20 protein-coding genes are annotated in these 26,961 nt (G+C 39.8%); 13 read left to right on the forward strand and 7 right to left on the reverse strand.

Going from position 1 to position 26,961, the window contains the following annotated elements:
- Positions 1 to 68: 68 nt before the first annotated feature.
- Positions 69 to 2,744, reverse strand: coding sequence for a GUN4 domain-containing protein (locus XEN7305_RS28115; protein ID WP_006508806.1), 2,676 nt, complete (start codon positions 2,742 to 2,744; stop codon positions 69 to 71).
- A 141-nt stretch (positions 2,745 to 2,885) separates the two neighbouring features.
- Between XEN7305_RS28115 and XEN7305_RS07630 the strand changes: the two genes are divergently transcribed.
- Positions 2,886 to 3,428 carry a DUF433 domain-containing protein gene (locus XEN7305_RS07630; RefSeq protein ID WP_006508807.1) on the forward strand — a complete coding sequence of 181 codons (543 nt, stop codon included), beginning with the start codon at positions 2,886 to 2,888 and terminating at the stop codon, positions 3,426 to 3,428.
- The gene (locus tag XEN7305_RS07635; protein ID WP_006508808.1) at positions 3,425 to 3,805 is read left to right on the forward strand and encodes a DUF5615 family PIN-like protein; all 381 of its coding nucleotides are present in this window, start codon (positions 3,425 to 3,427) and stop codon (positions 3,803 to 3,805) included. The genes XEN7305_RS07630 and XEN7305_RS07635 overlap by 4 nt, the downstream gene beginning before the upstream one ends.
- Before the next feature lie 58 nt (positions 3,806 to 3,863).
- On the opposite strand, the gene trpC is transcribed toward XEN7305_RS07635, so the two are convergent.
- The 3 genes from trpC to pds all read right to left on the reverse strand — a co-directional run bounded on the left by trpC (position 3,864) and on the right by pds (position 7,314).
- Positions 3,864 to 4,754, reverse strand: coding sequence for an indole-3-glycerol phosphate synthase TrpC (gene trpC, locus XEN7305_RS07640; protein WP_006508809.1), 891 nt, complete (start codon positions 4,752 to 4,754; stop codon positions 3,864 to 3,866).
- A gap of 90 nt (positions 4,755 to 4,844) precedes the next feature.
- On the reverse strand, positions 4,845 to 5,774 hold the full coding sequence (crtB, locus tag XEN7305_RS07645) for a 15-cis-phytoene synthase CrtB (protein ID WP_006508810.1): 930 nt from the start codon (positions 5,772 to 5,774) through the stop codon (positions 4,845 to 4,847).
- 121 nt (positions 5,775 to 5,895) lie between these two features.
- Positions 5,896 to 7,314, reverse strand: a complete 1,419-nt coding sequence (pds, locus tag XEN7305_RS07650; protein ID WP_006508811.1) for a 15-cis-phytoene desaturase — start codon at positions 7,312 to 7,314, stop codon at positions 5,896 to 5,898.
- 478 nt (positions 7,315 to 7,792) lie between these two features.
- Between pds and purT the strand changes: the two genes are divergently transcribed.
- On the forward strand, positions 7,793 to 8,965 hold the full coding sequence (gene purT / locus XEN7305_RS07655) for a formate-dependent phosphoribosylglycinamide formyltransferase (RefSeq protein WP_040897077.1): 1,173 nt from the start codon (positions 7,793 to 7,795) through the stop codon (positions 8,963 to 8,965).
- Between the two features lie 385 nt (positions 8,966 to 9,350).
- Here purT and XEN7305_RS07660 read toward each other — a convergent pair whose 3' ends face one another.
- Both XEN7305_RS07660 and XEN7305_RS07665 read right to left on the reverse strand, forming a co-directional pair.
- Positions 9,351 to 11,675: a molybdopterin oxidoreductase family protein gene (locus XEN7305_RS07660; protein WP_006508813.1), complete on the reverse strand. Its 2,325-nt coding sequence runs from the start codon at positions 11,673 to 11,675 to the stop codon at positions 9,351 to 9,353.
- Positions 11,676 to 11,995: 320 nt separating this feature from the next.
- Positions 11,996 to 13,564, reverse strand: coding sequence for an MFS transporter (locus XEN7305_RS07665; RefSeq protein ID WP_006508814.1), 1,569 nt, complete (start codon positions 13,562 to 13,564; stop codon positions 11,996 to 11,998).
- Positions 13,565 to 13,879: 315 nt separating this feature from the next.
- On the opposite strand from XEN7305_RS07665, the gene XEN7305_RS07670 reads away from it, so the two are divergent.
- Complete coding sequence (locus tag XEN7305_RS07670; protein WP_158500384.1) at positions 13,880 to 14,281, forward strand: lysozyme inhibitor LprI family protein; 402 nt, start codon at positions 13,880 to 13,882, stop codon at positions 14,279 to 14,281.
- Here XEN7305_RS07670 and XEN7305_RS07675 read toward each other — a convergent pair.
- On the reverse strand, positions 14,278 to 14,529 hold the full coding sequence (locus XEN7305_RS07675; protein ID WP_006508816.1) for a DUF3146 family protein: 252 nt from the start codon (positions 14,527 to 14,529) through the stop codon (positions 14,278 to 14,280). The genes XEN7305_RS07670 and XEN7305_RS07675 overlap by 4 nt on opposite strands.
- A 208-nt stretch (positions 14,530 to 14,737) precedes the next feature.
- On the opposite strand from XEN7305_RS07675, the gene XEN7305_RS07680 reads away from it, so the two are divergent.
- The 9 genes from XEN7305_RS07680 to XEN7305_RS07720 form a co-directional block, all read left to right on the forward strand.
- Positions 14,738 to 16,186 (forward strand): GTP-binding protein, encoded by a 1,449-nt coding sequence (locus XEN7305_RS07680; RefSeq protein ID WP_006508817.1) that lies wholly within the window; start codon positions 14,738 to 14,740, stop codon positions 16,184 to 16,186.
- A 66-nt stretch (positions 16,187 to 16,252) separates the two neighbouring features.
- On the forward strand, positions 16,253 to 16,831 hold the full coding sequence (locus XEN7305_RS07685) for a TerD family protein (RefSeq protein WP_006508818.1): 579 nt from the start codon (positions 16,253 to 16,255) through the stop codon (positions 16,829 to 16,831).
- Positions 16,832 to 16,853: 22 nt separating this feature from the next.
- Positions 16,854 to 17,456 (forward strand): TerD family protein, encoded by a 603-nt coding sequence (locus XEN7305_RS07690; RefSeq protein WP_006508819.1) that lies wholly within the window; start codon positions 16,854 to 16,856, stop codon positions 17,454 to 17,456.
- A 214-nt stretch (positions 17,457 to 17,670) separates the two neighbouring features.
- A complete protein-coding gene (locus XEN7305_RS07695) occupies positions 17,671 to 20,580 on the forward strand; it encodes a calcium-translocating P-type ATPase, PMCA-type (RefSeq protein WP_006508820.1) in 2,910 nt (969 codons plus the stop codon).
- 120 nt (positions 20,581 to 20,700) lie between these two features.
- Positions 20,701 to 21,108 carry a photosystem II protein Psb27 gene (gene psb27, locus XEN7305_RS07700; protein WP_006508821.1) on the forward strand — a complete coding sequence of 136 codons (408 nt, stop codon included), beginning with the start codon at positions 20,701 to 20,703 and terminating at the stop codon, positions 21,106 to 21,108.
- A 197-nt stretch (positions 21,109 to 21,305) separates the two neighbouring features.
- Positions 21,306 to 21,722: a photosystem II complex extrinsic protein PsbU gene (gene psbU, locus XEN7305_RS07705; RefSeq protein ID WP_006508822.1), complete on the forward strand. Its 417-nt coding sequence runs from the start codon at positions 21,306 to 21,308 to the stop codon at positions 21,720 to 21,722.
- A gap of 314 nt (positions 21,723 to 22,036) precedes the next feature.
- A complete protein-coding gene (locus tag XEN7305_RS07710) occupies positions 22,037 to 23,524 on the forward strand; it encodes a glycosyltransferase family 4 protein (protein ID WP_006508823.1) in 1,488 nt (495 codons plus the stop codon).
- 57 nt (positions 23,525 to 23,581) lie between these two features.
- On the forward strand, positions 23,582 to 25,075 hold the full coding sequence (locus XEN7305_RS07715; RefSeq protein ID WP_006508824.1) for a sulfotransferase: 1,494 nt from the start codon (positions 23,582 to 23,584) through the stop codon (positions 25,073 to 25,075).
- 39 nt (positions 25,076 to 25,114) lie between these two features.
- Positions 25,115 to 26,961 (forward strand): sulfatase-like hydrolase/transferase (locus XEN7305_RS07720; RefSeq protein WP_006508825.1); only part of this gene is annotated, 1,847 nt, incomplete at its 3' end.

Raw genomic sequence — 26,961 nt, forward strand, 5'->3', positions numbered from 1 at the left:
AAAGCCCATGAATACGTAGAAAAAGTACCAAAAACTAAGCTTGACAAATCGCCTGAAGTTGTTATATCTTACAGGCTACAAGTCTTCGCGCGAGAAAAGAGAAAATACCCGTAGCTCACCCAGTCCCCTCCACGGTACGGTAGGTGTCCATGTGGTGCATAAAGATTAAATGTATAGTCCCCGTAGCTCACCCAGTCCCCTCCTTGTTTCCAACCTACTCGATCATAAAATTTCTCGAAGACTTCCCGATTATAACTCCTTGTGTCACCACCAAGACTCTCATAGATTTCTTTTTGGACACTAAAGCCAAACTTGCCCTTGCTATATTTCACCCATAGTTGATCGATCATTCTTAAATCCCCACAAGGAAAGTTTTTGATGCTCTCTTCATTTAGCAAACCTTGCTCTTCTCGGTCTGCTACCTTGAGCATTACTTTACGGGTTTCTTCATCTGCTTCTCGCCAACGTCCATTAGCGAGATAATTTAACAAAGCTTGATAGCAGTGGGGAATTACCACTCGAATCACCCTTAAAAAGTCATCCGAATAAATAGAGCTTGATGAAGTTATTCCTTTGCGGGCAGACTGTTCTATTTCGCCATTACTAGGTAAACGATAGTCATAAACAATATCTTCTGACTGTAAATGCGCCTGAGTTGATAGCCAAGCACAAAACCATTGTGCATCTTCCTGGCTAATTTCTCTAACTGGTTGATTTTCTTGTCCAGAAACAATAGGTAGAATTTCCGCACTCGAATGAAATTGTCCTGAAGCTTGGTCATTTAAGAATAATTGGTATTCACCCCAAGTGATTGGCTCAGAAATAGAGGTTTTGTTATCAATCATATTTAAGTTACGAAACTTTTTCTCTAGGCTAATAGCAGCATTTAACTCATCTCCAAGATCTACTCTTTCTAAAGCTCTATCTAATCTTTGGTGGATCTGCTCATCAATTTTGCCTCCCTCCTCAACCAGGCGACGAGCCAACTCTAGAGCATATTTTTTGTCTGGAGAATTTTCGAAGTTATCCAAAACAAACTCTAAAAAAGCTTTAGCACTAGTCAGATTAGAGTAAAAAACAATCACTTCTTGCCAGTCAGGATTATAAAATTGCTCGATTAAGATATTTTCTTGCTGTTTTTCTTGGAATTCGATAGCAGCTAAATATTCTTGGAAAGTTTTATGGGTAAATTGATACAAACCTTCCTCTTCTGTTCCTCCTGCCAAAATACCAGCAATATTTTGAATTTCCTGCAAAAACTTTTTTGGTGTGAAAGTGGGATCTCCAGATTTTTCTGATAATTTTGCTTCAATCCAAGGACGAGCTTGCTCCGAGGTAAACTGTAGCTGCCCTTGTTCTAGTGAATTTGATGCCAGAGATTGTAGCACTGCCTGATTGTCTTTTGCTTCAGGCATTGTTAAACGAGTCTCTCTACGGTTAGGACGGCTTTCCAGCAGGAGATTTAAAATCTTTCTATAGAGACTAGTTCTTTCTTTGGGTAAAGATTCTAATATTTCGTGGGTGGCAGCGATAATAGTTACTAACAAGGGATTCTTCGCCAAATTTACCAGGGCTGAGAGCGCAAAAAGTTGCCTATTCAAGTCAGCAGCAGCTTCCTCCGCTTCAGTTGTACTTTGAGCTTCTACGTATTCTAGGGTTAGACGTTCCCCTTCCGGCTTACGCAAACTTCTTTGGTACAGGTAATCCCACTGTTCTCCAATTCTATTGCGATACCATTTGGTAATAAAATCGCTGATCTGATCGTTATCAAAATCAATAATTTTTACTGGTTGCACAGCTTTAAATAGACTACTATCGTAACCATGGGGTCGTGAAGTCAAAATAAATGTAGCATCATAAGCTTGCATCTGCCAGTTGACCCATTTACTAACTTTTTCTCTTTGACTTTGTGGCACTTCATCCAAGCCGTCCAGCATTACCAAGCATTGGCCTGATTGGAGCCAATCTTCTACCCATCTAGAAGAAGGTGTTAAGTTTTGACATCTTGGCAAGATAAGAATCTGTTGAGTAATTAAATCTGGAAGAGTTGGAGTATTGTTATTTTGAATCTGAGGATGAATAGTCCGAAACAACAAGAGAATTGGGATTAAATTCTTTGCTTGCTCGTTTTTATAAGAACCATCAGCATAACTAAGAGTCAGATAGCGAGTTAGTGTCGTTTTCCCATAACCAGGATCAGCAATGATCACAAGTCGTGAATTGATTGGTTGAGGTTTAGTCTGATGCTCTCTAGGTAGTAGCTCCCAGATTTTGTTAATCATTTTGTCGGTTGGTTTTGCATCGGGATCAGAATTGAGACGCAACGGAACAAAAATATCTTTGAGTGGTAAACGGGGCAAGTTTCCTCGAAATCCCTCAACTTCCAAGGCATAACAATAGGTTTTAAGAGCTTCTAAATATTGTTTCTTAAAAGGGATAATCTCTGTGCGATGCTCTACTTTTTTTTCTGCTCTGTCTATGGCTGCGTCTATTGTCTGCTCTACGGCACGATCTACTTTAGGGAGTAACTTTCTAGCAATTTTGCTCAGGAACCAGACAAGAACTGCTGCGCTGGCAAACTGAGCTGCCTTGACCCAATTAGCCTGACTAGCTTGAGTTATCACAATGCCTAACAAAATACCTGGTGCACCCTTGCTCACATATTGAGAACTAAGAAATTTCCAAAGTGAATCGAGGTTTACTGAGTTGCTTTGCGGTTGTGGTTGAGGCGAAGAATCAGTCATGGAACAGATATAACGCTTATTCTATGTTTATATCATTTTAATTCCAACTCTAAACAACCAACAAAAGCTAATCACCCTGAACAATATCTAACGAAAAATTTGATCTATGTTAAACTATTCCCTGGATAGGGAGGACTTTTAATGACTATAGAAGCTATTTTCACCCCCAACGAAGCCGCAGCTTTTGCGCATTTATCACCCAAAAGAGTTTATAAAGAAATTGAATACAAAGTTATTCAACCTGTGCTCGATACGCCTCGTCTGTCTTTTGCTGCTTTGATATATCTACGTGCGCTGAAAGAAATTAATTTTGAGTTTTCAGTTAAACATCGAATCGCTTTGTATCAGGGTTTGGTAAAAGCCATTGAAGATCAGGCTGCAACCTTAGAATTTGCTAGGTTTTTTATCTTACAGCTCGGCAATATTAGTCAGGAGTTGTCTGAATTAATTTCTCAATTTAATCAATGGAAAAGTCATCTTGTAAATAATCCTCATATTATGGGAGGTCAAACAGTTTTTCCTAATTCTCGTTTGTCTGTACATCACATTGGCAAGATGATAGAACGTGGAGAATCGTTAGAAGTTATTCAAGAAGATTATCCCTATCTATCTGAACTGGATCTGAAATTTGCCCCGCTTTATATTAAAGCTTATCCTATTATGGGCAGACCCAAGAAAGGATGAAATTTTTAATTGATGAGGATCTTTCTCCTAATGTTGCTCGTCATCTGTGCGAAAAACTTTTACTTGATGCGGTGGCAGTTAGAGATCGTGGGTTGTTGGGAGTTAATGATCGCCAAATTTTGGAATATGCCTTCAATGAAGATCGAATTCTGATCACCGCAAATATTTGTGATTTTGAGAAATTTGCTAGTGAGGTTGAAGTTCATGCAGGAATTGTGTTCATTCAAGAAGGGGATTTATTGCGGAACGAACAAATTGAAATTTGTATTCAAGCAGTAGGATTAATACAGCAGGAGATTGAGAATGATGGGGATATGATTAATCGAGTCCTTTATATTTCTCTTGATGGCACAAAAGAACTAAAAACTTTACCTTAAATATAATTTGTACGGATAGTGTACCCCTTATTAGAGTGAGCAATGCTCACCCTAAAATTTAATTATTGATTGCAAACAAATTTTTAACTGCTGCTGCGATATCACTTTGTTTAACCAAAGATTCTCCGATTAGAACCGCTCCTGCTCCAGCTTCTTTTACAAAATCTAAATCCTCTGGTGTATGCAAACCCGATTCACTTACAACCAAAATATTGCGCTCTTGTAAGGCTTTTTTCCTTGCTTCTAGAATATCTTTGGTAGTCGATAAACTTACAGAAAAATCTTGTAAATTGCGGTTATTAATCCCAACCAAACTTACTCCATCGATCGCGAGTACCCGATCCAACTCCTCTAAAGTGTGAACTTCAATCAGCGGAATCATCCCCACAGATTTCACAATTCTGACAAAATATTTCAAATCCTGATCCGATAAAATTGCCGCAATGAGCAGCACTGCATCAGCACCCTTGGCCCGAGCAAAATATATTTGATAGGGATAAATAATAAACTCCTTGCAGAGCAGGGGTAAATCTACAGTTTGCCGAACTAAACTCAGATTATCGAAACCACCTTGAAAAAACTTACTGTCAGTCAAAACCGATAGACAACTAGCGCCACCTTCTTCATAGGCTTTTGCGATCGCCGCAGGATTAAAGTCTGCTCGAATAATACCCTTGGAAGGAGAAGCTTTTTTCACTTCAGCAATCAAAGCAGGATTTGTCTTGCCATTACGCAGCGCTGCCAAAAAATCCTTGGGAGGTTCGGCTTTAGTCAATTGCTGACGTAACTTCATCAAAGGAAGGCGATCGCGCATCCGCGCCACCTCAGCTTCTTTGTGCCAAACAATCTCCTCTAGAATATGTTGTGGTTCGGCATTGGGAATCTTACTCTGATAAACAACTTCCCCTGTATTTACTTGGGGATTAGGATTAATTCTTCTAATTTCCATAAATCAAAAGGTAATGGGTAATGGGTAATGGGTATTTAACTTTTGACTCTTGACTCTTGACTTTTGACTCTTGACTCTTGACTCTTGACTTTACAAAACCTGCGCTCTCAACCAGGCGATCGGCAAAGAAGCAATTTTCTTCGGTTTCCCGACAAAAGCTCGTTTGTTAAAAACATCATAATTATTTTTCTCGATCGCGCCTAAAATTCCCTGATAAAGCATCAAAGAAGCCCAAACTGGTAAGCGAGAATCGCGAATCAAATAACTAATCCCCCTTTCTGCTTGATGATAATATTGTCGCGCCCGTTTGATCTGAAAACGCATCATAGCCTTCCAGCGATCGTCATTGACCCCAGCCAATAAATCCTTTTCTGTATAACCAAAAGCTGCTAAATCATCCAAAGGTAAATAAATCCGCCCTCTCTCAGCATCTTCTCCCACATCCCGCAGAATATTGGTCAATTGCATCGCGATACCAAGAGCTAGAGCTTCTTTGGTTGGAATATAAATTGGTTGGTCGCGTTTCCAGGGAACATTATTATGAGGATCACGAATTCCCAAGACAGCATTGGACATCAAACCTACAGTTCCTGCTACCCGATAACAATAGAGCTTCAGTTCTTCAAAAGTTTGATAGCGACTGCGATACAAATCCATTCTTTGCCCCGCAATCATATCGCGAAAAGGCTGAATATCCATCGGAAAGCGTTGCACCGCATCAGCCAAGGCCACATCGGTATTATCTCGTGGTTTCCCTGCAAAAACTGACTCGATTTGACTTTCCCATTGGGCTAAAGTGTCATCAGTTGTGAATCTGGCTTTCTCACCATCTACAAGCTCATCCGTGCGACGACACCAAGCATAGATTGCCCAAATAGCTTTACTTTTCTCTTTGGGCATCAGTAAGGTGCCGAGATAAAATGTTTTGGCATAGTCGGCAGTTATTCGACGACAATACTCGTAAGACTCGGGGACAGAGATCAATTGGGGTTTAGTTTGTGGTTTAGGTATTTGCAGCATTCACGACTCATGCAGAAGTAGTCTTTAGTTTAGAAGCAAAGTTTAGCTAATCAACCGAATATTCCAAAAGAATAATTAGCATTGTCTCATCCAATGGGCTGATTTGGACAGGAAGAATTAATTAACTTCCCACCGCAACGGGACTTTTAGTTGGCTCAGTGGTGGCCGGGAAATCTTCGGCAATCACTCCTGCGGCTAATTTTCCAGATAATACCGCACCTTCCATACTGCCGAGAAATTCTTGCATGGTATAACTTCCTGCTAAATAAAAGTTAGTAATTGGTGTTTTCTGACTGGGACGATAGGCTTGTCTCCCAGGAATTGCTCGATATACAGAGCGAGGAGTTTTGACAATTTTGTATTTGAGCAGTTGAGCAGTATCATCCCCTGTAAAATGTTGGGGAAATAATTTTTTCAACTCTTCCATAGTTGCCTGGAGAATCTCTTCTTCCGATCTACTAATCCAATCCTTGGCCGGAGCCAAAACCAACTCCAACATTGAGCGATCGCTGTCAGCATATTCTTTACAGGTATTACTCATATCTGCATAAACACTCAATAAAGGAGAACGAGAGAAAAGTAATTGATCAATATCAGTCAGTTTGCGATCAAACCAAAGATGAATATTGATCACCTCTACGCCTTCTAGGCCATCGAGTTTTTTGAAGAAATCTTGCTTTCTCCAAGGTTCGGGCAACATAACCTTAAGGGGATCAACCGACATCGCCGAAACGTAAATATCGGCTTGTAAAACCTCATCCGCAGCACCATTCAATCCTCGCAGCAGATATTCTTTCACTGTGCCGTCTTCATTCAGGACAATTTCTTTGAGAGGTGCATTCAGCCTGACTTCACCACCTCTTTCGGTGATGTAATCTACCATTGGCTGACATAACCTTTCGGTGGGAGAACCATCTAGGAAAGCAACTTTGGAGCCATATCTTTCCTTTAAAAATCTATTGATTGCGGTAAGGGGAATTGTGGCGGAGACATCACCAGGATCGATAAAGGTTAGCGCTTTGGATGCGGCAATAAATATATCACTGTTAACGCGCTCATCGATGCCTTGCTTTTCCAACCATTCGAGAAGATTGTATTTGTCCATGTCTTCGACATATTTTTGCCCTCTGATGATAGCGGGCGTCAACCCCACTGCGAAGCGAATCTTTTGCTGCCAAGTCAGCATATCGTTGTTGCGAAGAATCGACATGATGACATTAAACGGTGCCGGAATATCGGGAACATCGAAACGAGAAAGGGTTCCTGGTTTTTCTGGTTGATTGAAAATTAAAGTATGTTCTTTCCATTGCAGGCGGTCTTCAATTCCCAACTCAGTCATTAACTGAATCATGTTGGGATAGGCGCCAAAAAAGACATGAAGCCCAGTTTCATACCAGTCTCCATCTTCATCTTTCCAAGCAGCTACCAACCCACCCAAGACATCTCGACGCTCTAGGACAATCGGAGTATGTCCTGCGTCTACCAAATATTTTGCACAAGCTAATCCAGCTAATCCAGCACCCGCGATCGCAACCCGCATTTAAAGACTCTACCTTACAATAATATTTACTTAACTTTAGTTATTATACTTTGCATTTCGTTACATTCAATTTATTTTTTCTTAATGATCTTGGTTGATGGATCGAAGATTGGTAGAATGCGATCGCTGTAAAGTAGAAAATGTCAGATATAGCGCAAGTCAAGAGTCAAGAGTCAAAAGTCAAGAGTTTACTAATCATAAGCTTGAGGATTTACTAATGTCCTAACCAAATATACGTAGTGCTATAACAAACAAAACCAACTTTTTCCAACTTATGAGTCAACACTTCGGCAGGGGTTTGGGGAGGGCGTATCGTCCCCAATGGGGGGTCTGGGGGACTAGCCCCCCAGTAGAAGTTATGAATTTAGTTGGATAAATTAAAGAAAAAGAGAAAATTAAGCTGAAAAAGCATATTTTTTATGAAGGCTAAAAGCTAACCCCTTAACCCTTAATTATCACCATTACAAGAGGTTAGATTTTGAAACAAGATATTAAGCTACCACAAAAAATCATGCTACTTGGTTCAGGAGAACTAGGAAAAGAATTTGTGATTGCTGCCCAAAGACTAGGCAATTTTATTATCGCAGTCGATAGCTATGCCAATGCCCCAGCAATGCAGGTTGCCGATGTCGCCGAAGTTATTTCAATGCTCAATGGCGATGATTTAGAAAGAATTGTGCAACAATATCAACCGGATTTTATTGTTCCAGAAATCGAAGCAATTCGCACCGAAAAATTATTAGAATTTGAAAACAGAGGCTTCACGGTAATTCCCACTGCCGCCGCCACCAACTACACCATGAACCGCGATCGCATTCGAGAATTAGCAGCGATCGAATTGGGAGTACGCACAGCTAAATATGCCTATGCTACTAGCCTCGAAGAACTGCAAACCGCCGCAGCTGAAATTGGTTTTCCCAATGTCATCAAACCCGTCATGTCTTCTTCCGGCAAAGGTCAATCCACCGTTAAATCCGCAGCAGAGTTAGAGAAAGCTTGGGATTATGCGATCGCAGGAGCCCGAGGAGATACCCAAAAAATTATTATTGAGGAATTTATTGACTTTGAAATTGAGATTACCTTACTAACCATTAAACAATGGCATGCCGCAACAATTTTTTGTCCTGCGATCGCCCATCGCCAGGAACGAGGTGATTATCAAGAATCATGGCAACCTGCTGGGCTGACAGCAGACAAAGTAGCCCAAGCTCAAGAAATTGCCACCAAAGTTACAGATGCTTTAGGTGGTGCAGGAATCTTTGGCGTGGAGTTTTTCATCACGAAGGATGAGGTGATTTTTTCCGAGCTTTCACCGCGGCCCCATGACACAGGGATGGTAACTTTAATCTCGCAAAATCTCAATGAATTTGAATTACATTTGCGAGCAATTCTGGGTTTACCGATTCCCAAAATTGAGCTTTTTGCGCCTGCGGCTAGTGCAGTGATTTTAGCTAGTGAACATTCTGATGACATTACTTTTGCCAATGTAGCGGAAGCCTTGGCCACAACTGATGTTGATATTCGCTTATTTGGCAAACCAAATTCTCGTCCTTATCGTCGCATGGGAGTTGCTTTAGCAAAGGGTCATGATGCCACAGAAGCTAGGGAGAAGGCCAAACTTGCCGCAAGTAAAGTAACGATTGGCTCTTAAAATCTTAGTGCGATCGCAACTCTAGATTATAATGCTTCTTGTTTCGGGAAGTAGGGAAATAGGGAAGTGGGGAAGTAGAGAACGCACATCGCAAAACCCTAATGCCCTAAAAGTCCCCATTTTTTAAGTCTCTAAATTCAATCTTTAAACAACCTCAGTTCGACGAATTTTTTTTTGATTAAATTTCCCAAGTTAAACAACGAAGTAATAGGCTTTTTCCTAAATCCCCAAATCCCTAAATCCCCAAATCCCCAAACTCCCAAACCCCTATTCAACAGAAATTCGACCAGCACATCCTGGGCCTTCTTTTCCTGAATTTGATTGGTTTCTTTGTCAGAACCTAGTCACCTCCAATGACGTTGAGACTAAGTAGTTAGATACTGGACTAGGGACTCACTGTGGATAAGCTTTGTTCACTATTTCTAGGTAATGAGACCTCTGATTGCGCCATCTCAACATCAGCTACAGGAACCAACTTTACAGCACAAGCTTTAAGTTCGGGTTCAAGGGAAATTGGACAAGCTTCGGGATGAGTTAGAACATTCGCTTCAGCATTTTCTGCCCATAAAGCACCCCAATGCATCGGGGCAAAAACCGTCCCAGGACAGATTGCTTTAGTAATTTTGGCAGGAAAACGAGCCATACCCCGACGCGATCGCAACTCAACCATTTCACCTTCTTCAATCTTTAAAAATGCCGCATCCTTGGGATGAATCTCCAGGAAAGGTTGGGGCTGACGTTTCATGATTTTAGGGATGCGCCCAGTACGCGTCATCGTATGCCAATGCTCGTAAAGCCTGCCCACAGTTAAAACAAAGGGATATTCATTATCAATTGGTTCTGCCAAGCCCTTGGCATGAAAAGCGGCAAATTTAGCTCTCCCATCGGCAGTATTAAATCGACCATCAGTATAAAGTCTTTTAGCTTGCGTCGCCTGATCTTTATTGCCAAACAGATTAGAAAACAAGCCTGATTGCTCTTGGTTTTCTGGACTTACATTGCCTTGAGTATCACATTGCAACGCGATCGCCTCTTCATCAAGCTCACTGACTTCTGACAACGGGCAAGGCCATTGAATCGGGCCTTGTTGGCGCAATCTACCATGGGTCAAACCGGTCATATCGCAGGGACGACCTTTAGTTACTTGGACAAATTCGTTATAAACTGCTGCGGAATTGGCAAAATCAAACTCCTTAGCAAATCCTAAACGACGGCCAACTTCGGCGAAAATTTCCCAATCTGGTCTGGCTTCTCCAGGACGCTCACGAAATTGCGGGCAAAGAGTAACAACTCGCTCCGAATTGGTCATGGTGCCAGTTTTTTCTCCCCACTGGGCAGCAGGCAATAATACATGAGCATAATTGGCGGTTTCAATAGGATAATAAGCATCCTGAAAAACCGTGAAGGGTGATTTGAGTAGTGCTTTTTTGGTTCTTTCTAGATCGGGCATACTCACCGCGGGATTAGTGGCCGCAATCCATAGGAATCCGACATCTTCGGTTTCTAAGCCGGTAATCATTGCCCAGGCATCTTTTCCAGGAACCGGCGAAATACTTCCCTTAGGAATCTTCCAAATTTGTTCTAGCTCAGCGCGATGAGCGGCATTTTTTACAACTCGATAACCAGGCAAGATATGAGACAAGCCGCCAGCTTCGCGACCTCCCATGGCATTGGGCTGACCTGTTAGGGAAAAAGGGCCCGCTCCTGGAATGCCAATATTTCCGGTCATCAAATGCAGATTAATAATTGTTCTAACTTTTGCGGTGCCTTCGGAGGATTGATTGACTCCCATGGACCATAAAGAAAGGACTTTTTCTGATTCGACCCAATAACGAGCCGCAGTTTCTAAATCCTCTTGAGAAATGCCACATCGCTGAGCCACGGCTTCGGGGGGATAATGGCTGATGAGCGAGGCATATTGGGGAAACCCCTGAGTACATTCATCAATGTAGAGAGTATCAAGCTCACCCCAACGCAATATTAAATGGGCGATGCCATTGAGCAAATCGATATCGGTTCCTGGTTTAATCGCTAGATGCAAATCCGCGGCTTCTGCGGTCTTGGTGCGACGAGGATCGACCACAATCATTTTCACTTTGCGATTTTTCTTATGATGTACTCGCAAACGATTGAAAACAATAGGATGGCAGTCTGCGGTGTTGGTACCAATTAAGAAAGCACAGTCTGTTTCTTCGAGATCATCATAACAAGTGGGTGGGCCGTCGGAGCCGAAACTCTGAATATAGCCTGCCACAGCAGAAGACATACAGAGACGGGAATTGGCGTCAAAATTGTTGGTCCCCAGACAACCTTTGAGTAATTTCTGGGCAATATAGTAATCTTCGGTTTGAAACTGACCAGAGCCGTACATACAAATTGCGTCTACGCCCTGAGTTGCTTTGACTTTTTGCATCCGTTTGGCGATCGCATCTAGGGCTTGCTCCCAACTTACACGTTGAAATGGCTCGTCCAAAGAATCTCGCATCATGGGATATTTGAGACGATCTTTATCCAATGATTCGGCGATCGTACCACCTTTGACACATATTTTGCCTTGACTAGAAGGATGAGCGCGATCGCCCCTAACTTGCCACATGGGTTTACCTTCACTATTTCTAGTGGTTGCCTTTCCTGGTTGGGCAGGAGGTAAAACTTCTAAACCACAACCGACTCCACAGTAAGGACAGAGGGTTTTTGTTGGTTCGCTCACGTTCTGTTGCTCTCCTATCTAGATAAATTAAATCGAAAATTGAAAATTGACGAGCGACCCTGCGGATTTTGAATCCGCTAAGGAATCCCCATTCGAGGACAAGCGCACGAGTTTAAAAACTAAAAATTAAAAATTGTTTATATTTAACTATATTTAACTATTATTTGCCTATTTAGTCTTCTTGTACTCTATTTTCTTTATCTATGCGATCGACTGCTGACTTGATAATACGAATTTGCATAGCGAAGGGAAAAACTCCCCCACTATGCAAGTAAAAATCTTAGCTAAAAAAACCGATATGCATTAGTTATCAAGCTGTTCTACATCATCTCTGTTTCTAATGCGGAATTGGCACTTTCTTCTTCACCTTCATGATGTTCGGCAAAAGAGCCTTTCGGTTCTTCTAGAATAAACAAACACAACATTGCCACAATAATTGCACAAATTCCCAGTACCTGGAAGAAGCGAATATTTCCAAGATCGCCATCGGGCAACAAACTATACAAAGTCAAGTAAGCTACAGCACCGACATTACCATAAGCACCGACATTACCTGCAACCTGACCAGTAACACGACGTTTTACCAAAGGTACAATCGCGAATGTTGAGCCCTCTCCAGCTTGAACAAAGAAGGAACAAGCCATAGTCATAACTACTGCCAGAGCAATCAAAGCTCCACTAGCGCCGACTTCTGGATCATAACCAAGACCATCTCGAACTGCGGGAATACTACTCATGACTAGGTAACCTACACCCATGAACAAGGTTAATAGTCCCATGGTCATGCGACGACTGCCCAATTTATCAGAAATCAAACCACCACTAGGACGAGCAAACAGATTCATAAAGGCATAACTAGCAGCCAAAATCCCCGCAAAAGCTTTGCTTAAACCAAAAGTTCCTTCAAAGAAAGCTGGCAGCATCGATACAACAGCCAATTCCGAACCAAAGTTAACAATATATGTCAGTTCGAGAATAGCCACTTGCTTGAATTTGTAACGATCTTCTGGTGGATAACGTTTGGCACCAGATAGCAAATCTTTATTTACGACCCAGCAGTTATAGGCTTGGAATAAATATAAACATAGTAATGCGACGAGGACAATTGGATAGGAAGACTCATTCAGGAATCCAACTTTTTTCAATCTCCAGGCTAGAACCATCAAGATAACAGTTAGAGGCATATTCATGACCATCAAGAACCAAAAGTCTTTTTTGGTGGTCACTTCCAGTCCTCTGGCACTTTTGGGTCGGCGATAGACTTTTCCTGGAGGCGTGTCTTGAACGTTAAAGTAATAAATAACACCATAAATAGCGGCAATAATACCTGTACCCGCGATCGCAAAACGCCAGTTTAAAGGATCTCCACTTGGTAAGGTAAATGCACCAGGAAAGAAACTTAAAGCTCCAGCCAGTCCAACCATAGTGAAGGCAGAAAAGGCTGAACCGAAGTTACCCCAACCGCCATAAATACCCTCTGCCAAACCAATCTCTTTGGGAGGGAACCATTCTGCGGTCATCCTAATCCCAATTACAAAACCCGCACCAACAATACTGAGTAAGAGGCGAGAGACAATTAGTTGGCTAAGGTTCTGCGCGCAGGCAAACAAGATACAAGGGATTGCCGCATATATTAATAGGCAAGAATAGGTTAATCTCGGCCCGTATTTGTCGAGGAGCATCCCAATGATGATCCTTGCGGGAACTGTTAAGGCCACGTTACAAATGGCGACGGTTTTTATCTGACCAGGCTCAAGGTCAAAGGCTGCCTTCACCGTAGTTGCTAAAGGAGCTAAATTAAACCAAACTACAAACGATAAAAAGAATGCAAACCAGGTCATATGTAGGATTTTATACCTACCCCTGAATTGCCACATTTCTCCGAGCATTTTTACCTTCCTTGAGAATCAATAATTAATACAGTTAAAATTACCAATTAAAAGTCTACCTCAAATTAGTGACTTATATATGAATTTCCTGCGTTCTTGTAGAACATAGGTTCACATTATTAAATTTATCTTTTCGTATATTTAGTTACCAAAATAATTGGGATCAGGGAAATTAATGTATTTATTACATCAAGGATATACTTTTATTACATGGCAATGATTTGGCAATAGGATAGAACGAATTGTCAATTTGTAGAATGATGCCGTCATCTTGGAGAGAATATTGTACATCGCATGAATTTGAAATCATTGCTATTGAAAATACTGATAGGCATCTCGACATTATTCATCATCGAAATGATGGCGGAACAGCTTGGAGCTTCTCAAGTCAAAGCAGAAATTAACCAAAAAGACAATTGTGATAATCCTCTAACTCAAACCACTATGAACATCTGTGCGAACTTAGATTATCAGGAAGCAGACGCAAGATTGAATGAGATTTATCAACAAGTTAAAAGGGAAATTGTCAATGATGTTCAAGAGCAAAAATTAATTAAGGTTCAGTTATCTTGGATCGAATTTAGAGATCTCAATTGTAATTATATTGCTGATGCTTATCGAGGAGGAAGCATTCAACCTTTGATCTACTATTCTTGTTTGACATCTTTAACTGAAGAAAGGATTCAGCATCTCGAACTAATGGTTGACAACTTTTAAAAACTCGCCCGAATTGTAAAAGTATAATCTCCTCCAGGCTCTAGCTGATAATCAGAGCGTTCGAGGAAACGACCCAAAGGTTCTTGAATGAGGGCCCTCCCCAAAGAAGGTTCGACAATGAGCTGTCCTCTACGAAATCGCCATTGAAAATGCCAATTGTATTTTGCGGCACTCACTTCTCCTGCGATTTTTCCCGATCGCCAACATTGTTGAAGAATCCGAACATGAGCTGTAGTTTCTGGTTTCATCGAAGCTTAATAGGATCGTTAAATTGACGATTATATTGATTGAATTCCCATTTAGTTTACTGTAATTAATCATCAGAAACTGTATTCAGGATTAATATTTCATATTGTTCTAACATTAGAGTATAAATATAGCTAAGGCTTATCCATTACTCATTACCCATTACTCATTACTCATTACCCATTACCCATTACCCATTCTTAACCCATTTTGGAAAATTGGAATTTAGAAGAACTTGATAGTGCCATCCTCAAATTTACAGAAATTGCGACAGAACTGAATTATCGCAAGGCACAGAAGTCACTGCGTGGTTTAATTGGTAATCTTGACCTGACATATCAAGAACAGCAAGGTTTGGAGTCGGAGATCAAACGTCTAACAGGAATGTTGGATAAGCTAGAACAATCTGTAGTGCAAATTGCCGCTTTCGGCATGGTGGGAAGGGGTAAGTCTTCGGTACTGAACGCCTTGATTGGTCAGGATATCTTTGCCACTGGGGCGCTCCATGGCGTCACTCGCACTGTCGATGAAGTTAAATGGGATTTTTCTCAGACTACAGTGAGAGAAGATCAAGAACTAGAACAAACAAAGCAATTGCAACGACTAACAATCTCTAATCCTCGTAGCAAAAGTAAAATTCAACTTCTTGATACTCCAGGAATTGATGAGGTGAATGGGCAAGAGCGGGAAATTCTAGCTCGTGACTTGGCAACCAAAGTTGATCTGATTCTCTTTGTCGTTTCTGGGGATATGACTCAGGTTGAATATAATGCCTTGTCCCAATTAAGAGAGGCTGGCAAACCAATGTTGTTGGTGTTCAATAAAATTGATCAATATCCCGAAGCCGATCGCCTAGCAATTTATGAAAAAATTCGGGATGATCGCGTTAAGGAGTTGCTGTCTCCCGAGGAAATTATTATGGTGGCGGCCTCCCCAATTGATGTTCGGGCGATCGCAGGAGTTGATGGCAGAATTAAGGTACAACGGGTTCGGGGTGAGCCGCAGATCACAACTTTGAAGTTAAAAATTTTGGAGCTATTAGATCGCGAAGGCAAATCCTTAATTGCCCTTAATAGTATGCTCTATGCAGATCAGATCAACGAAAAATTATTGCAGCGCAAGTTATCAATTCGCGATCGCTCAGCCAATGAATTAATCCATAAAGGCACCATGATTAAGGCAACGGCGGTAGCCCTAAATCCTGTAACGGCGATCGATTTGTTCACGGGGGCAATTATCGATGTTTCTATTATTCTGGCCCTGTCTCGTCTTTATGGAATTTCCATGACTCAAGGTGGTGCGATCGCCTTACTAAAAAAAATTGCCCTGAGTATGGGCGGCATTGGAGCTAGTGAGCTACTGGCGACTTTGGGACTAAGTTCTCTCAAAGGCTTGTTAGGTGTCACAATTCCCCTGACGGGGGGATTGGCAATGGCTCCCTATATTTCTGTTGCGATCGCTCAAGCTGGAGTAGCAGGGGTATCTTCCTACGCCATCGGACAAGTTACCAAAACCTATTTGGCCAATGGTGCATCCTGGGGAGAACAAGCGCCCAAAACAGTGGTCAAAGATATTATCAATTCCCTTGATCAAGAGTCTATTTTACATCGTATTAAATCAGAACTAAAAGCAAAACTACAGCAGCCTGGAACAAGCTAAATAGCTGGTGATAAATTAGATGATGGTAATGAGATAGTATATATATGGTGATTTTAGGGTTCAAACATGGCATTAAGTCTAGCAAAAGGACAACGAGTCTCCCTTGAGAAAGTTGCTCCAGGATTAAAAGAAATCTTTGTTGGTTTGGGTTGGGATACCAAAGTTACTGATGGAGGTGCTGATTTTGATCTTGATGCTTCAGTGTTTCTAGTGGGGAATAACGAAAAATTAATTTCCGATCAGCATTTCATTTTTTACAATAACTTAACCAGTCCCGATGCCAATAAATCTGTGGAACATATGGGAGATAACTTAACCGGAGAAGGAGAAGGAGATGATGAAGTTATCAAAGTTAGGCTGCAAAAAGTTCCGTCAGAAGTTCAAAAAATAGTAGTAACCGTCACAATCCACGAAGCGCAAAAGCGCAGTCAAAATTTTGGACAAGTGGCCAATGCCTTTGTGCGAATAGTAAATGCTTCTGATAACAAGGAAGTAGTTCGTTATGACCTCACGGAGGACTATTCAATTGAAACAGCATTGATAATGGCAGAATTATATCGTAAAGACAGCGAATGGCGAGTTAATGCTGTGGGTGCCGGATATCAAGGCGGTTTACAAGCATTACTCGACCGTTATCAAAGCTAACAATTATTAACAAAATAAATTTATGAGCATTTCTTTACAAAAGGGACAACGAATTTCACTATCAAAGGAAGCCCCCGGCTTAACGAACCTAACCTGTGGACTGGGTTGGGATGTGGCCAAAAAATCTGGTGGTGGTCTTTTGGGAGCTTTTAGCGGCGCCAAAGACTTTGATTTGGATGCAACGGTATTATGTCTTGATGCTAAGGATAAACTGGCCAGCAAGCATGATATCGTTTATTTTGGTAACCTCAAGCATAAATCGGGGGCAATTACCCATCTAGGAGATAATTTAACGGGGGAAGGAGAGGGAGATGATGAGGTAATTCTTGTTGACTTACCAAAAATACCTGCCCAGATTTCCAAACTCGTTTTTGTGGTTACAATTTACCAGGCTGTCAAACGCAAACAAGATTTTGGCCAGGTAGAAAACGCTTTTGTGCGGCTGGTTAATCAGGCAAATAATCAGGAGTTAGCCCGTTATGACCTCTCGGGCAATGATTATACTCAGATGACAGCAATGACTTTGGCCGAAGTCTATCGTCATCAAGATGACTGGAAAATGGCTGCGGTTGGCAATGGGTTTCAAGTTGAGGGCTTACAAGATATTGTGCGTAAATATCAGTAGGTTCGGTAATGAACACCCCAATTCTGCCCAGTATAATTCGTGTTTTCCTTAAAATAGGGTTATAAAGAGCATGTCTATTTGCTAATAATGCATCTCAACAGAATTTAGTAGTATCAATCAATTACCCAATGCGATCTCAAAAAATGCCTGCGGAGCTCTAGCCGAAGGATTTCATTCTTCTCGTTAAAGATAAATCAGCTTAATACAACAATATATGACAAGCACAATTGAAACTACTAAAACTACTGTCCCCTATCAGGGATTGACCACCGAGGAGGTGGCAAAAAGTCGCGCCCAACATGGAAAAAATGTTCTTAAGCCACCAGAGAGAGAACCTTGGTGGCAATTATTTTTAGAAAAGTTTGAAGATCCTGTCATTGAAATTCTTTGTATCGCTGCGGTTATTGCGATCGCGGTGGGAATAGTCGAAGGTGATTATATCGAGGGCCTTGGAATTATTGTTGCGATTATCTTGGCCACTACTCTGGCTTTTATCAACGAATACAAAGCGAGTAAAGAGTTCGATATTCTCAATCAAGTCTATGATACAGTTCCGGTCAAAGTCATTCGGGATGGTCGTTTTACCACCGTCCCCCGTCAAGACATCGTTGTTGGAGATGTGATCTATCTCGAACAGGGCGAAGAAATTCCTGCCGATGGCAATGTCCTCGAAGAATTAACTTTCTATGTTGATCAATCCAAAATTACCGGAGAATCGGAAGCAGCTCAAAAAATAACGGAGCAAAACTGTAGTAAAGAACAAGCAGAAGCGGGTACCTATCCTCCCTATCGGGTGTTTCGCAGCACTTTGGTTGATCGTGGAAATGCTTTTGTCAAGATCACAGAAGTGGGCGATGGCACGGAAATTGGTCAACTTGCGATCGCCGTTGCCGTGGTTGGTGAAGACGAAAACACTCCCCTCAACTTACAATTAGAAAAACTTAGTAAATTAATTGGTGTCGTCGGTTTGGCCTTTGCGAGTCTCACTTTTGTCGCTCTTTTGGCCAGAGGTTTTGTTCTCGGCGAATATAGCCTAGCACCCCGACAATGGTATTTCTTTCTCTTAGCCGCGATTAGTACTTTAACAGCGTTGAGTCCTGTTTGGTTACCTGTTGTTTACGATGCTTTAGAGTTATCAGGCAAAGAATCAGACCGTCCAGCATGGCTAGAAGCAGGCGGTTTGGGCAGTTGGGGCAAAGCGCTCGGAGTTGGGTTGCTGATCCTAGGTTTAGGTGTTGCTTTGAGTGTAGTTACCGGCCTTGATCCTGCCATAACTTGGTTCTCTGGGACTTTAGGCAATGCAATTCTCGAATATTTCATGATTGCTGTGACGATTATTGTGGTAGCAGTTCCGGAAGGTTTGGCCATGAGTGTTACGTTGTCCTTAGCCTACAGCATGAAAAAGATGGCCAAGGATAATAACTTAGTGCGGCAAATGCATGCTTGCGAAACTATTGGGGCAGCAACGGTTATTTGTTCTGATAAAACAGGAACCTTAACCCAAAACCAAATGCAAGTGAAAGAGGTGAATTTCCCCATACTCAAGGGTTCTGGGAAAGATGCTCAACAGTTAATTGCCGAAGCTATAGCTGTCAATACCACTGCGGAGTTGGATATCGAACCTAATGAGCCCCCTCGTCCCTTGGGCAATGCCACGGAGGGTTCCTTATTACTATGGCTAAATCAGGACAATTTGGACTATTTGACCTACCGTAATCAGTTCGAGATTAAGGAGCGAGTTCCTTTTTCCACGGAAACGAAATATATGGCAACGTTGGGAACTTCGAAGCTAACCAGTCAGTTGCTGCTTCATGTTAAAGGTGCTCCTGAAGTTTTATTGCAGAATTGCCCGACCATCGCTACCGCCGATGGCTTGCAATCGTTTACTGAAGAGCAAAAAGCGGAGATTTCCCAAAGCCTCATTGAATATCAGAAGAAAGGCATGCGGACCCTGGGTTTTGCCTATCAAGCTGATCCAGAAGCCGTACCGACAAAAAATCTTGATAATAACCTAATTTGGCTAGGATTTACGGCGATCGAAGATCCTTTGCGGATTGGAGTTGCCGATTCGATCGCCACTTGTCTCAAATCAGGAGTTCAAGTCAAAATTGTCACGGGAGATACCTCGGAAACTGCTAAGGAAATTGCTCGTCAAATCGGGATTCAAACTGCGACTGAAAGCAAGTATTCCTATTTGACGGGAAAGGAATTCGGAGATCTGAGCGATCGCGATGCCCAAGAAGCGGTCAAGGATCTCAAAGTACTTTCTCGGGCTCGTCCTCTCGACAAACTGAGATTAGTCAAACTCCTCCAGAAAAACGGTGAGGTTGTCAGTGTAACGGGGGATGGCACCAATGATTGCGCGGCTTTGAAGCAAGCTCAAGTGGGATTATCGATGGGTAGTGGTACCGCGATCGCCAAAGAATCTAGCGATATCATCTTACTAGACGACTCTTTCGGCAGTATTGTTAATGCCATTATCTGGGGTCGTTCTCTGTACTCCAATATTCAAAGATTCATTCTTTTCCAGCTCACCATTAACGTTGCCGCATTGGGCATTGTTTTGCTCGGGCCTTTTATTGGAGTTGCTCTGCCTCTGACTGTCACCCAAATGCTCTGGGTTAACCTGATTATGGATACTTTTGCGGCCTTGGCATTAGCCACAGAGCCACCTAATCCTAAGGTTATGGAAGATAGTCCCCGTTCTCCTGATGCCTTTATTATTTCACCCCAGATGACTAAAAACATCGCGATCGTCGGATTAATCTTTTTAGTTATTTTGACAGGGTTTTTGTTATATATTGGCCGGGACAACCAGATTACGGATTATGAGCTTTCCTTATTTTTTAGCTTCTTTGTGATGTTGCAGTTCTGGAATTTATTTAATGCTCGTTGTTTGGGTTTGGATAAATCTGCTTTTGCCAATGTCACTGAAAACAAAGGATTTGTCCTCATTGCTACGATGATTTTTCTCGGCCAGGTTTTTATTATTCAATTTGGGGGCGAAATGTTCCGCACTGTGCCTCTGTCATTGAATGATTGGCTTTTCATTGTGGGGGGAACCTCAATCGTGCTTTGGATTGGCGAACTTACTCGTTTCTTTAAAAGAATGCAAAACACTTAGGAGAGAGGAAAAAGGGTAAGGGATCTAATTCTTTGCTCTTCTTTCCCGTCTTCACTTTTGATGCCGTCCCGATCCTTGATAGGATAAATGGGATCTTGGAATTGTTGTATAAAGTAAATTATGTTTTTTAAGAATTTTCTATCTCGTATATTGCCTTTAGTATTAGTAGTTGTTATTGGTTTGATGGGCTGTAGCTCAACCAGTGTAGAGGGTTTTACAGGTGATTTTAGTCACGATACGATGGAAGTCATAAGTAATATTAGAACATCTTTCGATCTACCTGATAATTCCCCGGAGAAGAGAGAATTAATCGAGCTCATCCGTTCACAGGTTGGGGACTATGCCTCTCGTTATAGACGCGATTCTCAGACCAAAGGTTTAAGTTCTTTTACTACTATGCAAACTTCTCTCAATGCTTTAGCTGGTTACTATAGTTCCTATGGCATTCGCCCTCTACCAGAAAAACTCCAACAACGTCTCGAAATACAATTTGGACGAGTAGAATTTGCTCTCAATAGAGGCATTTAATTGCTGAGCAATCTCACAAGCTTTTTCTTAAATCAATCCTCCTCAAGAATTAGATCTTCAGGAGGATTTTTTGATGGAACATCTAACCTGATAGAATTTATGGTACAAGAAAAACATACAACAAAAACTCAAGTTGTAAAGGATAATCTATATTTCCTCTACGGCATATATTTTTTTACCTGGGAGAAACAGAGTTGATGAAAAGATTAGTAAGCATTTTTGCTACCGTATTATTAGTTATCGGAGCTTGGGGGTTTAGTGGAGTTACATCAGCTGATGCTGCTGATTTGAATATTTTTACTTTCCAATCTTCCCCTATTTTGGCAGTACGTCGCAATGCTGCTGATGACAAACTAGGTCAAATTCAAGGCAAACTTGACCTAAATAACAGTGATGTTAGAGATTTTCGCGAATTACGCGGGTTTTATCCTACTTTGGCCGGTGCAATCATTAAATATGCTCCTTATAACTCAATTGAAGATGTTTTAGACATTCCTGGCCTAAGTGAAAGTCAGAAGAAACGCTTACAAGCTAACTTGGACAATTTTGTAGTCACTGATCCTTCCATTGTGATGAATGCAGGAGATGACCGAATTAACCCTGGTGTTTACTAAAAATAAATTATCTTTATTTTTAAAGTAGTGATTTAGCAAACCGCGTTTTCTAACGTGGTTTTTTTAATTTCACTTCCTATCTACTGACTCGAAAATTTCTTGTAGTCAGTCATTAACAAGGCAATCCTACTGAGCCTGGTTTGCAAAACTAATTTTATTACTTCTAAACAAGAACGAAATTCAGAGTTATTATCAAAATGCTAAGTCTTAAGTGATAAGTAAATGCAAAATAGCTTTTTATAAAAACTTAGTCCTTATCTAATTTAGATTTCCAGCAACGCATATATTTAATTTACAACAAGTCTGATATAAAAATGAACAGTCGAATTTTGTTTTACTCAGATAATCCTCCAATCGGTGGAGTACCACAATATAATCACTCGATGTTATGTAAATTAGCGACTTCTGGTTATGATGTGATTTCAGTTCAAATAGAACAGTCCAATCATAGAATGGAACTAGAAAAAGAATTAGGTATTCGACAAATATGGTTGGATCAAGAACAAATCAGTGGTTATGCTGCCAGTTATAAAGACTTAGATACTCCACGAGAAATTATCTCTTCTGTTGAGCCAGATTTAATATTTTTTAGCGATGGCTGGCCCTTAGGAAACTTTGCAGCTAAACAAATTGCAGTTGACATGGGAATTCCTTATATTATTGTTGTCGGCTATGTTGATACTGCTTGTTCCAAGGTTGTTTTGGATGATGGAATCCCTTATACAGAAATAGCTTCTTATCATTACAATTGTGCCGAGTCAGTGTCTGCCGTTTCCCAAGAAAATTTGGATCTTCTACATAAGCTGTTTAATGTTTCTTCCGAACATAGTGGAGTTGTTCATTACGGAAGACCAAAACATTTTTTTACCCCCAGAAATGCCTTCTTTCGTCAGCGTCTATGCCAAGAAACAGAAATTCCCGAAGATGGAGTTATTTGTTTTACAGCAGCGAGAATGGCTCGGGTTAAAGGATTTGAATATCAATTAGAGGCCATAGCTTCTTTAAAAGAACTCCCTGTTTGGGAAAAACTATATTTTGTCTGGGCTGGAAAAGGAATTAAAGGAGAAGATAATACAACTGAGTTAAAGCAAAAAATTACCGATTTAGGAGTAGCAAATAAAGTAAAGTTTTTGGGTGAACGTCAAGATATTCCTGATTTATTAGGAGCTGTCGATATTTTTGTGTTGCCATCCAAAGCTGAGGGGATGCCGATTTGTGTTATTGAAGCGATGGCTAAAGGACTTCCTGTAGTTGCATCAGCTGTGAGTGGGATACCTGAAGAGCTGGGAAAAACTGGTAAATTATTGCCAGATCCCAATTTTTATCCCCAAGATACGATTAATGAATTGGCTGCTACTCTAGAAGCATGGGCTTTTGACGATGAGTTGCGTAAATCTATGGGCAAAGCTTGTCAAGAACGAGCTAAGAAAATGTTTACAGAAGAAAGAATGCACCAAGATTATTTCAATATAATCGATAAAATATTAAAGTTAAATAAGCAAAAAGATAAGAATTTAATTTTATCTAAAGGTTTTTCTCTTGAGCAAATAAACGATCTCAATAGAAAGTTTTATTATGGTTACTCAGTTTGGAAAGCTTGGCATAGTTATCGTCATAGTGATTTATCTTTAATGGTTCAATTTTTAGAACAATCTCAAACTCATACACCTCTTTTGAAAGTAGAAACTATTCTTAATTGGATTGAAAACTTTGTTAAATATTCTAGAGAAAAAGGAGAACAACTAAATACTTATGATTTAGTTAGTTCAAAGGAATGGGAAAACTTACTGATTAAAATTTGAACATTTTCTTCATGTAATAAAAAGAACTTAATATTTAATCAAAAATAATTTAACAATATGCAGTTTAAAACCATCAAAGAGTTTATATCTGAAGCTCAAGAGTTGAGAAGAAAGGACAAATTAGATGAAGCAATTCAAGTTATAAACGAATCGATTTCACTTTATCCTATTTCTTCAGCTAATTATAAACAAATGGCATTAACTTTAGTAAAGCAAAAAAAATTGTCAGCAGCAATTAATGCTTATCAAAAATCTATTGACATTAAACCAGATATTAGAATATCTCAAAAAATTTATAATATTTATCTTGAATTAGCCAAAGAACTACTGCAACAAAATAAAATTGAAGAAGTAATTAAGATAAATCATATACTTATAAATCTAGATCAAAATAACAAATTTTTGTTTGATTACCCAAACTATAATAAAAAATTTTCAAAATTACAGATTCAAATAGGAAATTTTTACCTTCAAAAAAAGGAATTAGATCTTGCTGTTAAATATTTTAGTGAAGCTATTAATTATAGTCCAAATATTGGTGAATCATATGCAAAATTAAGATTGATTTTTATTAGTATGAAATTTCAATCTTCTGCAATTAAAGATGTAATTAATGTTATTAACAAAGCTATAGAAAAAAATATTAAGTTGCCTTTGGCTGCTTATACTAATTTAGGAGATTTTTTATCATTACAAAATAATATTAAGAAAGCTATTTACTACTATCAATACTCAGCGAGACAAAACACTCTCAATGCTGTTTCCAGCTTACCAGAAAAAGAAATTATCTTAGAGCAACATATTAAACCCGAATTTTCAATTATTGGTGCAATGAAAGGGGGAACCACTTCTTTGTATCAATATATAACTCAACATCCTCACGTTATCCCTGCCATTAAAAAAGAGATTCACTTTTTTGATAAAAATCATCAAAAAGGTATTGATTGGTATTTATCTCACTTTCCTTTTATAATTAATAATAGAAATTATATTTCTGGAGAAGCTAGCCCTGGCTATCTTACTAATGATATTGGAAAATATATCTTAGAATTATTTCCTAATATGAAAATTATTTGTCTTCTAAGAAATCCTGTTGAAAGATCAATATCTCATTATTTTCATAATGTAAAATTGGGATATGAAAAAAACTCAATTGAACATGCAATGGGATTGAGCGTAAATAATTTGTCAACATTTTCTAAATTATCGACTTTAGAGGAAAGAGAAAAATTATTAAAACATAATTCATATATAAACCATAGTCTTTACGCTTATCACTTAGAAAAATGGTTAAATATTATTCCTCTTGAACAAATACTAATTATTAAAAGTGAAGATTTATTTGAATCACCCGAAGAAACAGTAAGCAAAATAGTTAAGTTCTTAGGAATTAAAGAATTTAATAATATCCAATACAAAGCCTATAATTCTGGAACTTATTTTCAGAAGGTTAGCAGTGATATTATTGAGGACTTATCTTCTGCTTTTATGCCTTACAATTCACAACTTATCGAAAAATTAGGAATTAATATTAACTGGCATAATCAATAATCTAAATCTATAATAGAAGTCAAAAAAACAGAATATCGTATGACAGATCAAAATATCTTATTGATATCCATTGACGATCTATTAAACGTTGATAAATTTAGAAATTATTTTAATGTTGAAATTAAAACCCCAAATCTTGATGCATTTCGAGACAAAAGTATTTCTTTCTCCAATGCTTTTGCTACAACAGCATTATGCAACCCTTCTCGAACATCTGTTTTAGCAGGACAATCTTCCTTCAAAACTAAAACTCATTGGAATAACGATGTCTGGTATGAAAATATAGATCCTGCAATAACATTGCCTGCTTTGATGAAAAATGCGGGTTATACGGTACGGGCTTTCGGTAAAAATTTTCACCAAGGTAACTTGCCTCCAGGGGTAGAGAATATTGTTTTTGATTCTAACTTTGCTCCAAGTTTTGTAAATACTTATCAGGCTGGCATTAATGGACCATTCAAGACGGGTATAATAGGAGCAGAAGAGCAAACAGGCGATTCGCTGGTTGTTCGAGAAGCTATTGATGCACTTCATCAAACAGATTCTAATAATTCCTTGTTTATGATGGTGGGATTAGTCGATCCTCATACGCCATTTGTCTCGCCTCAACAGTATCGAGATTTATATCCATTAGAAGATATAGTTATTCCAACATTACCTGATGGGGACTATCCTGATTTTGTCAAGCAGTTTCTTAATACGGCAGCCCTACAAAATATAGATGCTGCTAATTTCTTGCCAGAATATATTCAGAGCTACTTAGCAAATATTTCAGAAATGGATGCTAGACTCGGAGAATTATTAGATGAAGTCGAAAATAGCGATCTTAATCCGATAATTGCCCTGTGGAGTGACCATGGCTATCATCTAGGCGATCATGATACTCTTCATAAATTTACGTTATGGGATCAGGCTGCTAATGCACAATTAATGTTTTTTGATCCTGATAATCCAGTCAGTGGTGAAGTTTCTCAAGTTGTTAGTTTTCTTGATATTGCTCCAACCATATTGGATCTTGCAGGCATTGATGTGCCCGAATACATGGATGGTAATTCTTTGAAAGAGAAGCTTTACAATCTTGATTTAGAATTAGAAGGTGTTGCCATCACGACTATGTTTGGTTCTTTGTCTATCAGAACCAATGAATATAGATATACAAGGTATGAGGATGGTAGCCGAGAATTATATGATGTAGTTAATGATCCATATTTGAGCAACAACTTAGCTGACTTAGAGCAATATTCAGAGACAGTAGATATTCTTCATCAGGAATTAATTACTAAAGTTGATGATTATGGAGTAACTATTGATGAGATTAATAATTTAGTTATCTATGAAGAGTTTGATGGATTTAAAACAGTCTTTTCTCCAACTTTGGGGACCATTGAAAAGGTAGGCTTTAGTCTTGATGATTATATTGAACTGAGAACACCAGATAATTACTTAGTAATGCCAGATTGGGGAGATGGGTTTGTTTTTTCGGGTGCAAAGGAAGAGAATGTAATAGTAATTGGGAATAAACTCGACAATTCAGTAATAGGAGGCTTTGCTAATGATTTTCTAAATCTGAATCAAGGAGATGATTATGCTGATGGATATAGAGGTTCCGATAAAATTCTTGGCGGTGATGGTAACGACACAATTGATGGAAGTATAGGCAACGATACAATTAGTGGAGGAAATGATAATGATTCACTTATTGGCGGCAAAGGCAATGACATTATTCTTGGTGGTGAAGGTGATGACACTGTATTAGGAGGTGATGGCGATGATCGAATTCTGGGCAATATGGGAAGCGATCGGCTAAGTGGCAATATTGGCAATGACACTATTTTTGGTGGTGAAGGTGATGACACTGTATTGGGAGGGGATGGCGATGATCGAAT

Origin of the sequence: Xenococcus sp. PCC 7305 (assembly GCF_000332055.1) — a bacterium.
GTDB lineage: Bacteria > Cyanobacteriota > Cyanobacteriia > Cyanobacteriales > Xenococcaceae > Xenococcus.

What these genes read in the sequence shown, in the direction of transcription:
- psbU (WP_006508822.1), top strand. Translation starts at nt 21,306, where the DNA reads ATGAAAAGATTAGTAAGCATTTTTGCTACCGTATTATTAGTTATCGGA.
- XEN7305_RS07665 (WP_006508814.1), bottom strand. Translation starts at nt 13,564, where the DNA reads ATGCTCGGAGAAATGTGGCAATTCAGGGGTAGGTATAAAATCCTACAT.
- XEN7305_RS07630 (WP_006508807.1), top strand. Translation starts at nt 2,886, where the DNA reads ATGACTATAGAAGCTATTTTCACCCCCAACGAAGCCGCAGCTTTTGCG.
- crtB (WP_006508810.1), bottom strand. Translation starts at nt 5,774, where the DNA reads ATGCTGCAAATACCTAAACCACAAACTAAACCCCAATTGATCTCTGTC.
- XEN7305_RS07710 (WP_006508823.1), top strand. Translation starts at nt 22,037, where the DNA reads ATGAACAGTCGAATTTTGTTTTACTCAGATAATCCTCCAATCGGTGGA.
- XEN7305_RS07690 (WP_006508819.1), top strand. Translation starts at nt 16,854, where the DNA reads ATGAGCATTTCTTTACAAAAGGGACAACGAATTTCACTATCAAAGGAA.
- XEN7305_RS07675 (WP_006508816.1), bottom strand. Translation starts at nt 14,529, where the DNA reads ATGAAACCAGAAACTACAGCTCATGTTCGGATTCTTCAACAATGTTGG.
- XEN7305_RS28115 (WP_006508806.1), bottom strand. Translation starts at nt 2,744, where the DNA reads ATGACTGATTCTTCGCCTCAACCACAACCGCAAAGCAACTCAGTAAAC.
- XEN7305_RS07715 (WP_006508824.1), top strand. Translation starts at nt 23,582, where the DNA reads ATGCAGTTTAAAACCATCAAAGAGTTTATATCTGAAGCTCAAGAGTTG.
- XEN7305_RS07695 (WP_006508820.1), top strand. Translation starts at nt 17,671, where the DNA reads ATGACAAGCACAATTGAAACTACTAAAACTACTGTCCCCTATCAGGGA.
- psb27 (WP_006508821.1), top strand. Translation starts at nt 20,701, where the DNA reads ATGTTTTTTAAGAATTTTCTATCTCGTATATTGCCTTTAGTATTAGTA.
- pds (WP_006508811.1), bottom strand. Translation starts at nt 7,314, where the DNA reads ATGCGGGTTGCGATCGCGGGTGCTGGATTAGCTGGATTAGCTTGTGCA.
- XEN7305_RS07635 (WP_006508808.1), top strand. Translation starts at nt 3,425, where the DNA reads ATGAAATTTTTAATTGATGAGGATCTTTCTCCTAATGTTGCTCGTCAT.
- XEN7305_RS07685 (WP_006508818.1), top strand. Translation starts at nt 16,253, where the DNA reads ATGGCATTAAGTCTAGCAAAAGGACAACGAGTCTCCCTTGAGAAAGTT.
- trpC (WP_006508809.1), bottom strand. Translation starts at nt 4,754, where the DNA reads ATGGAAATTAGAAGAATTAATCCTAATCCCCAAGTAAATACAGGGGAA.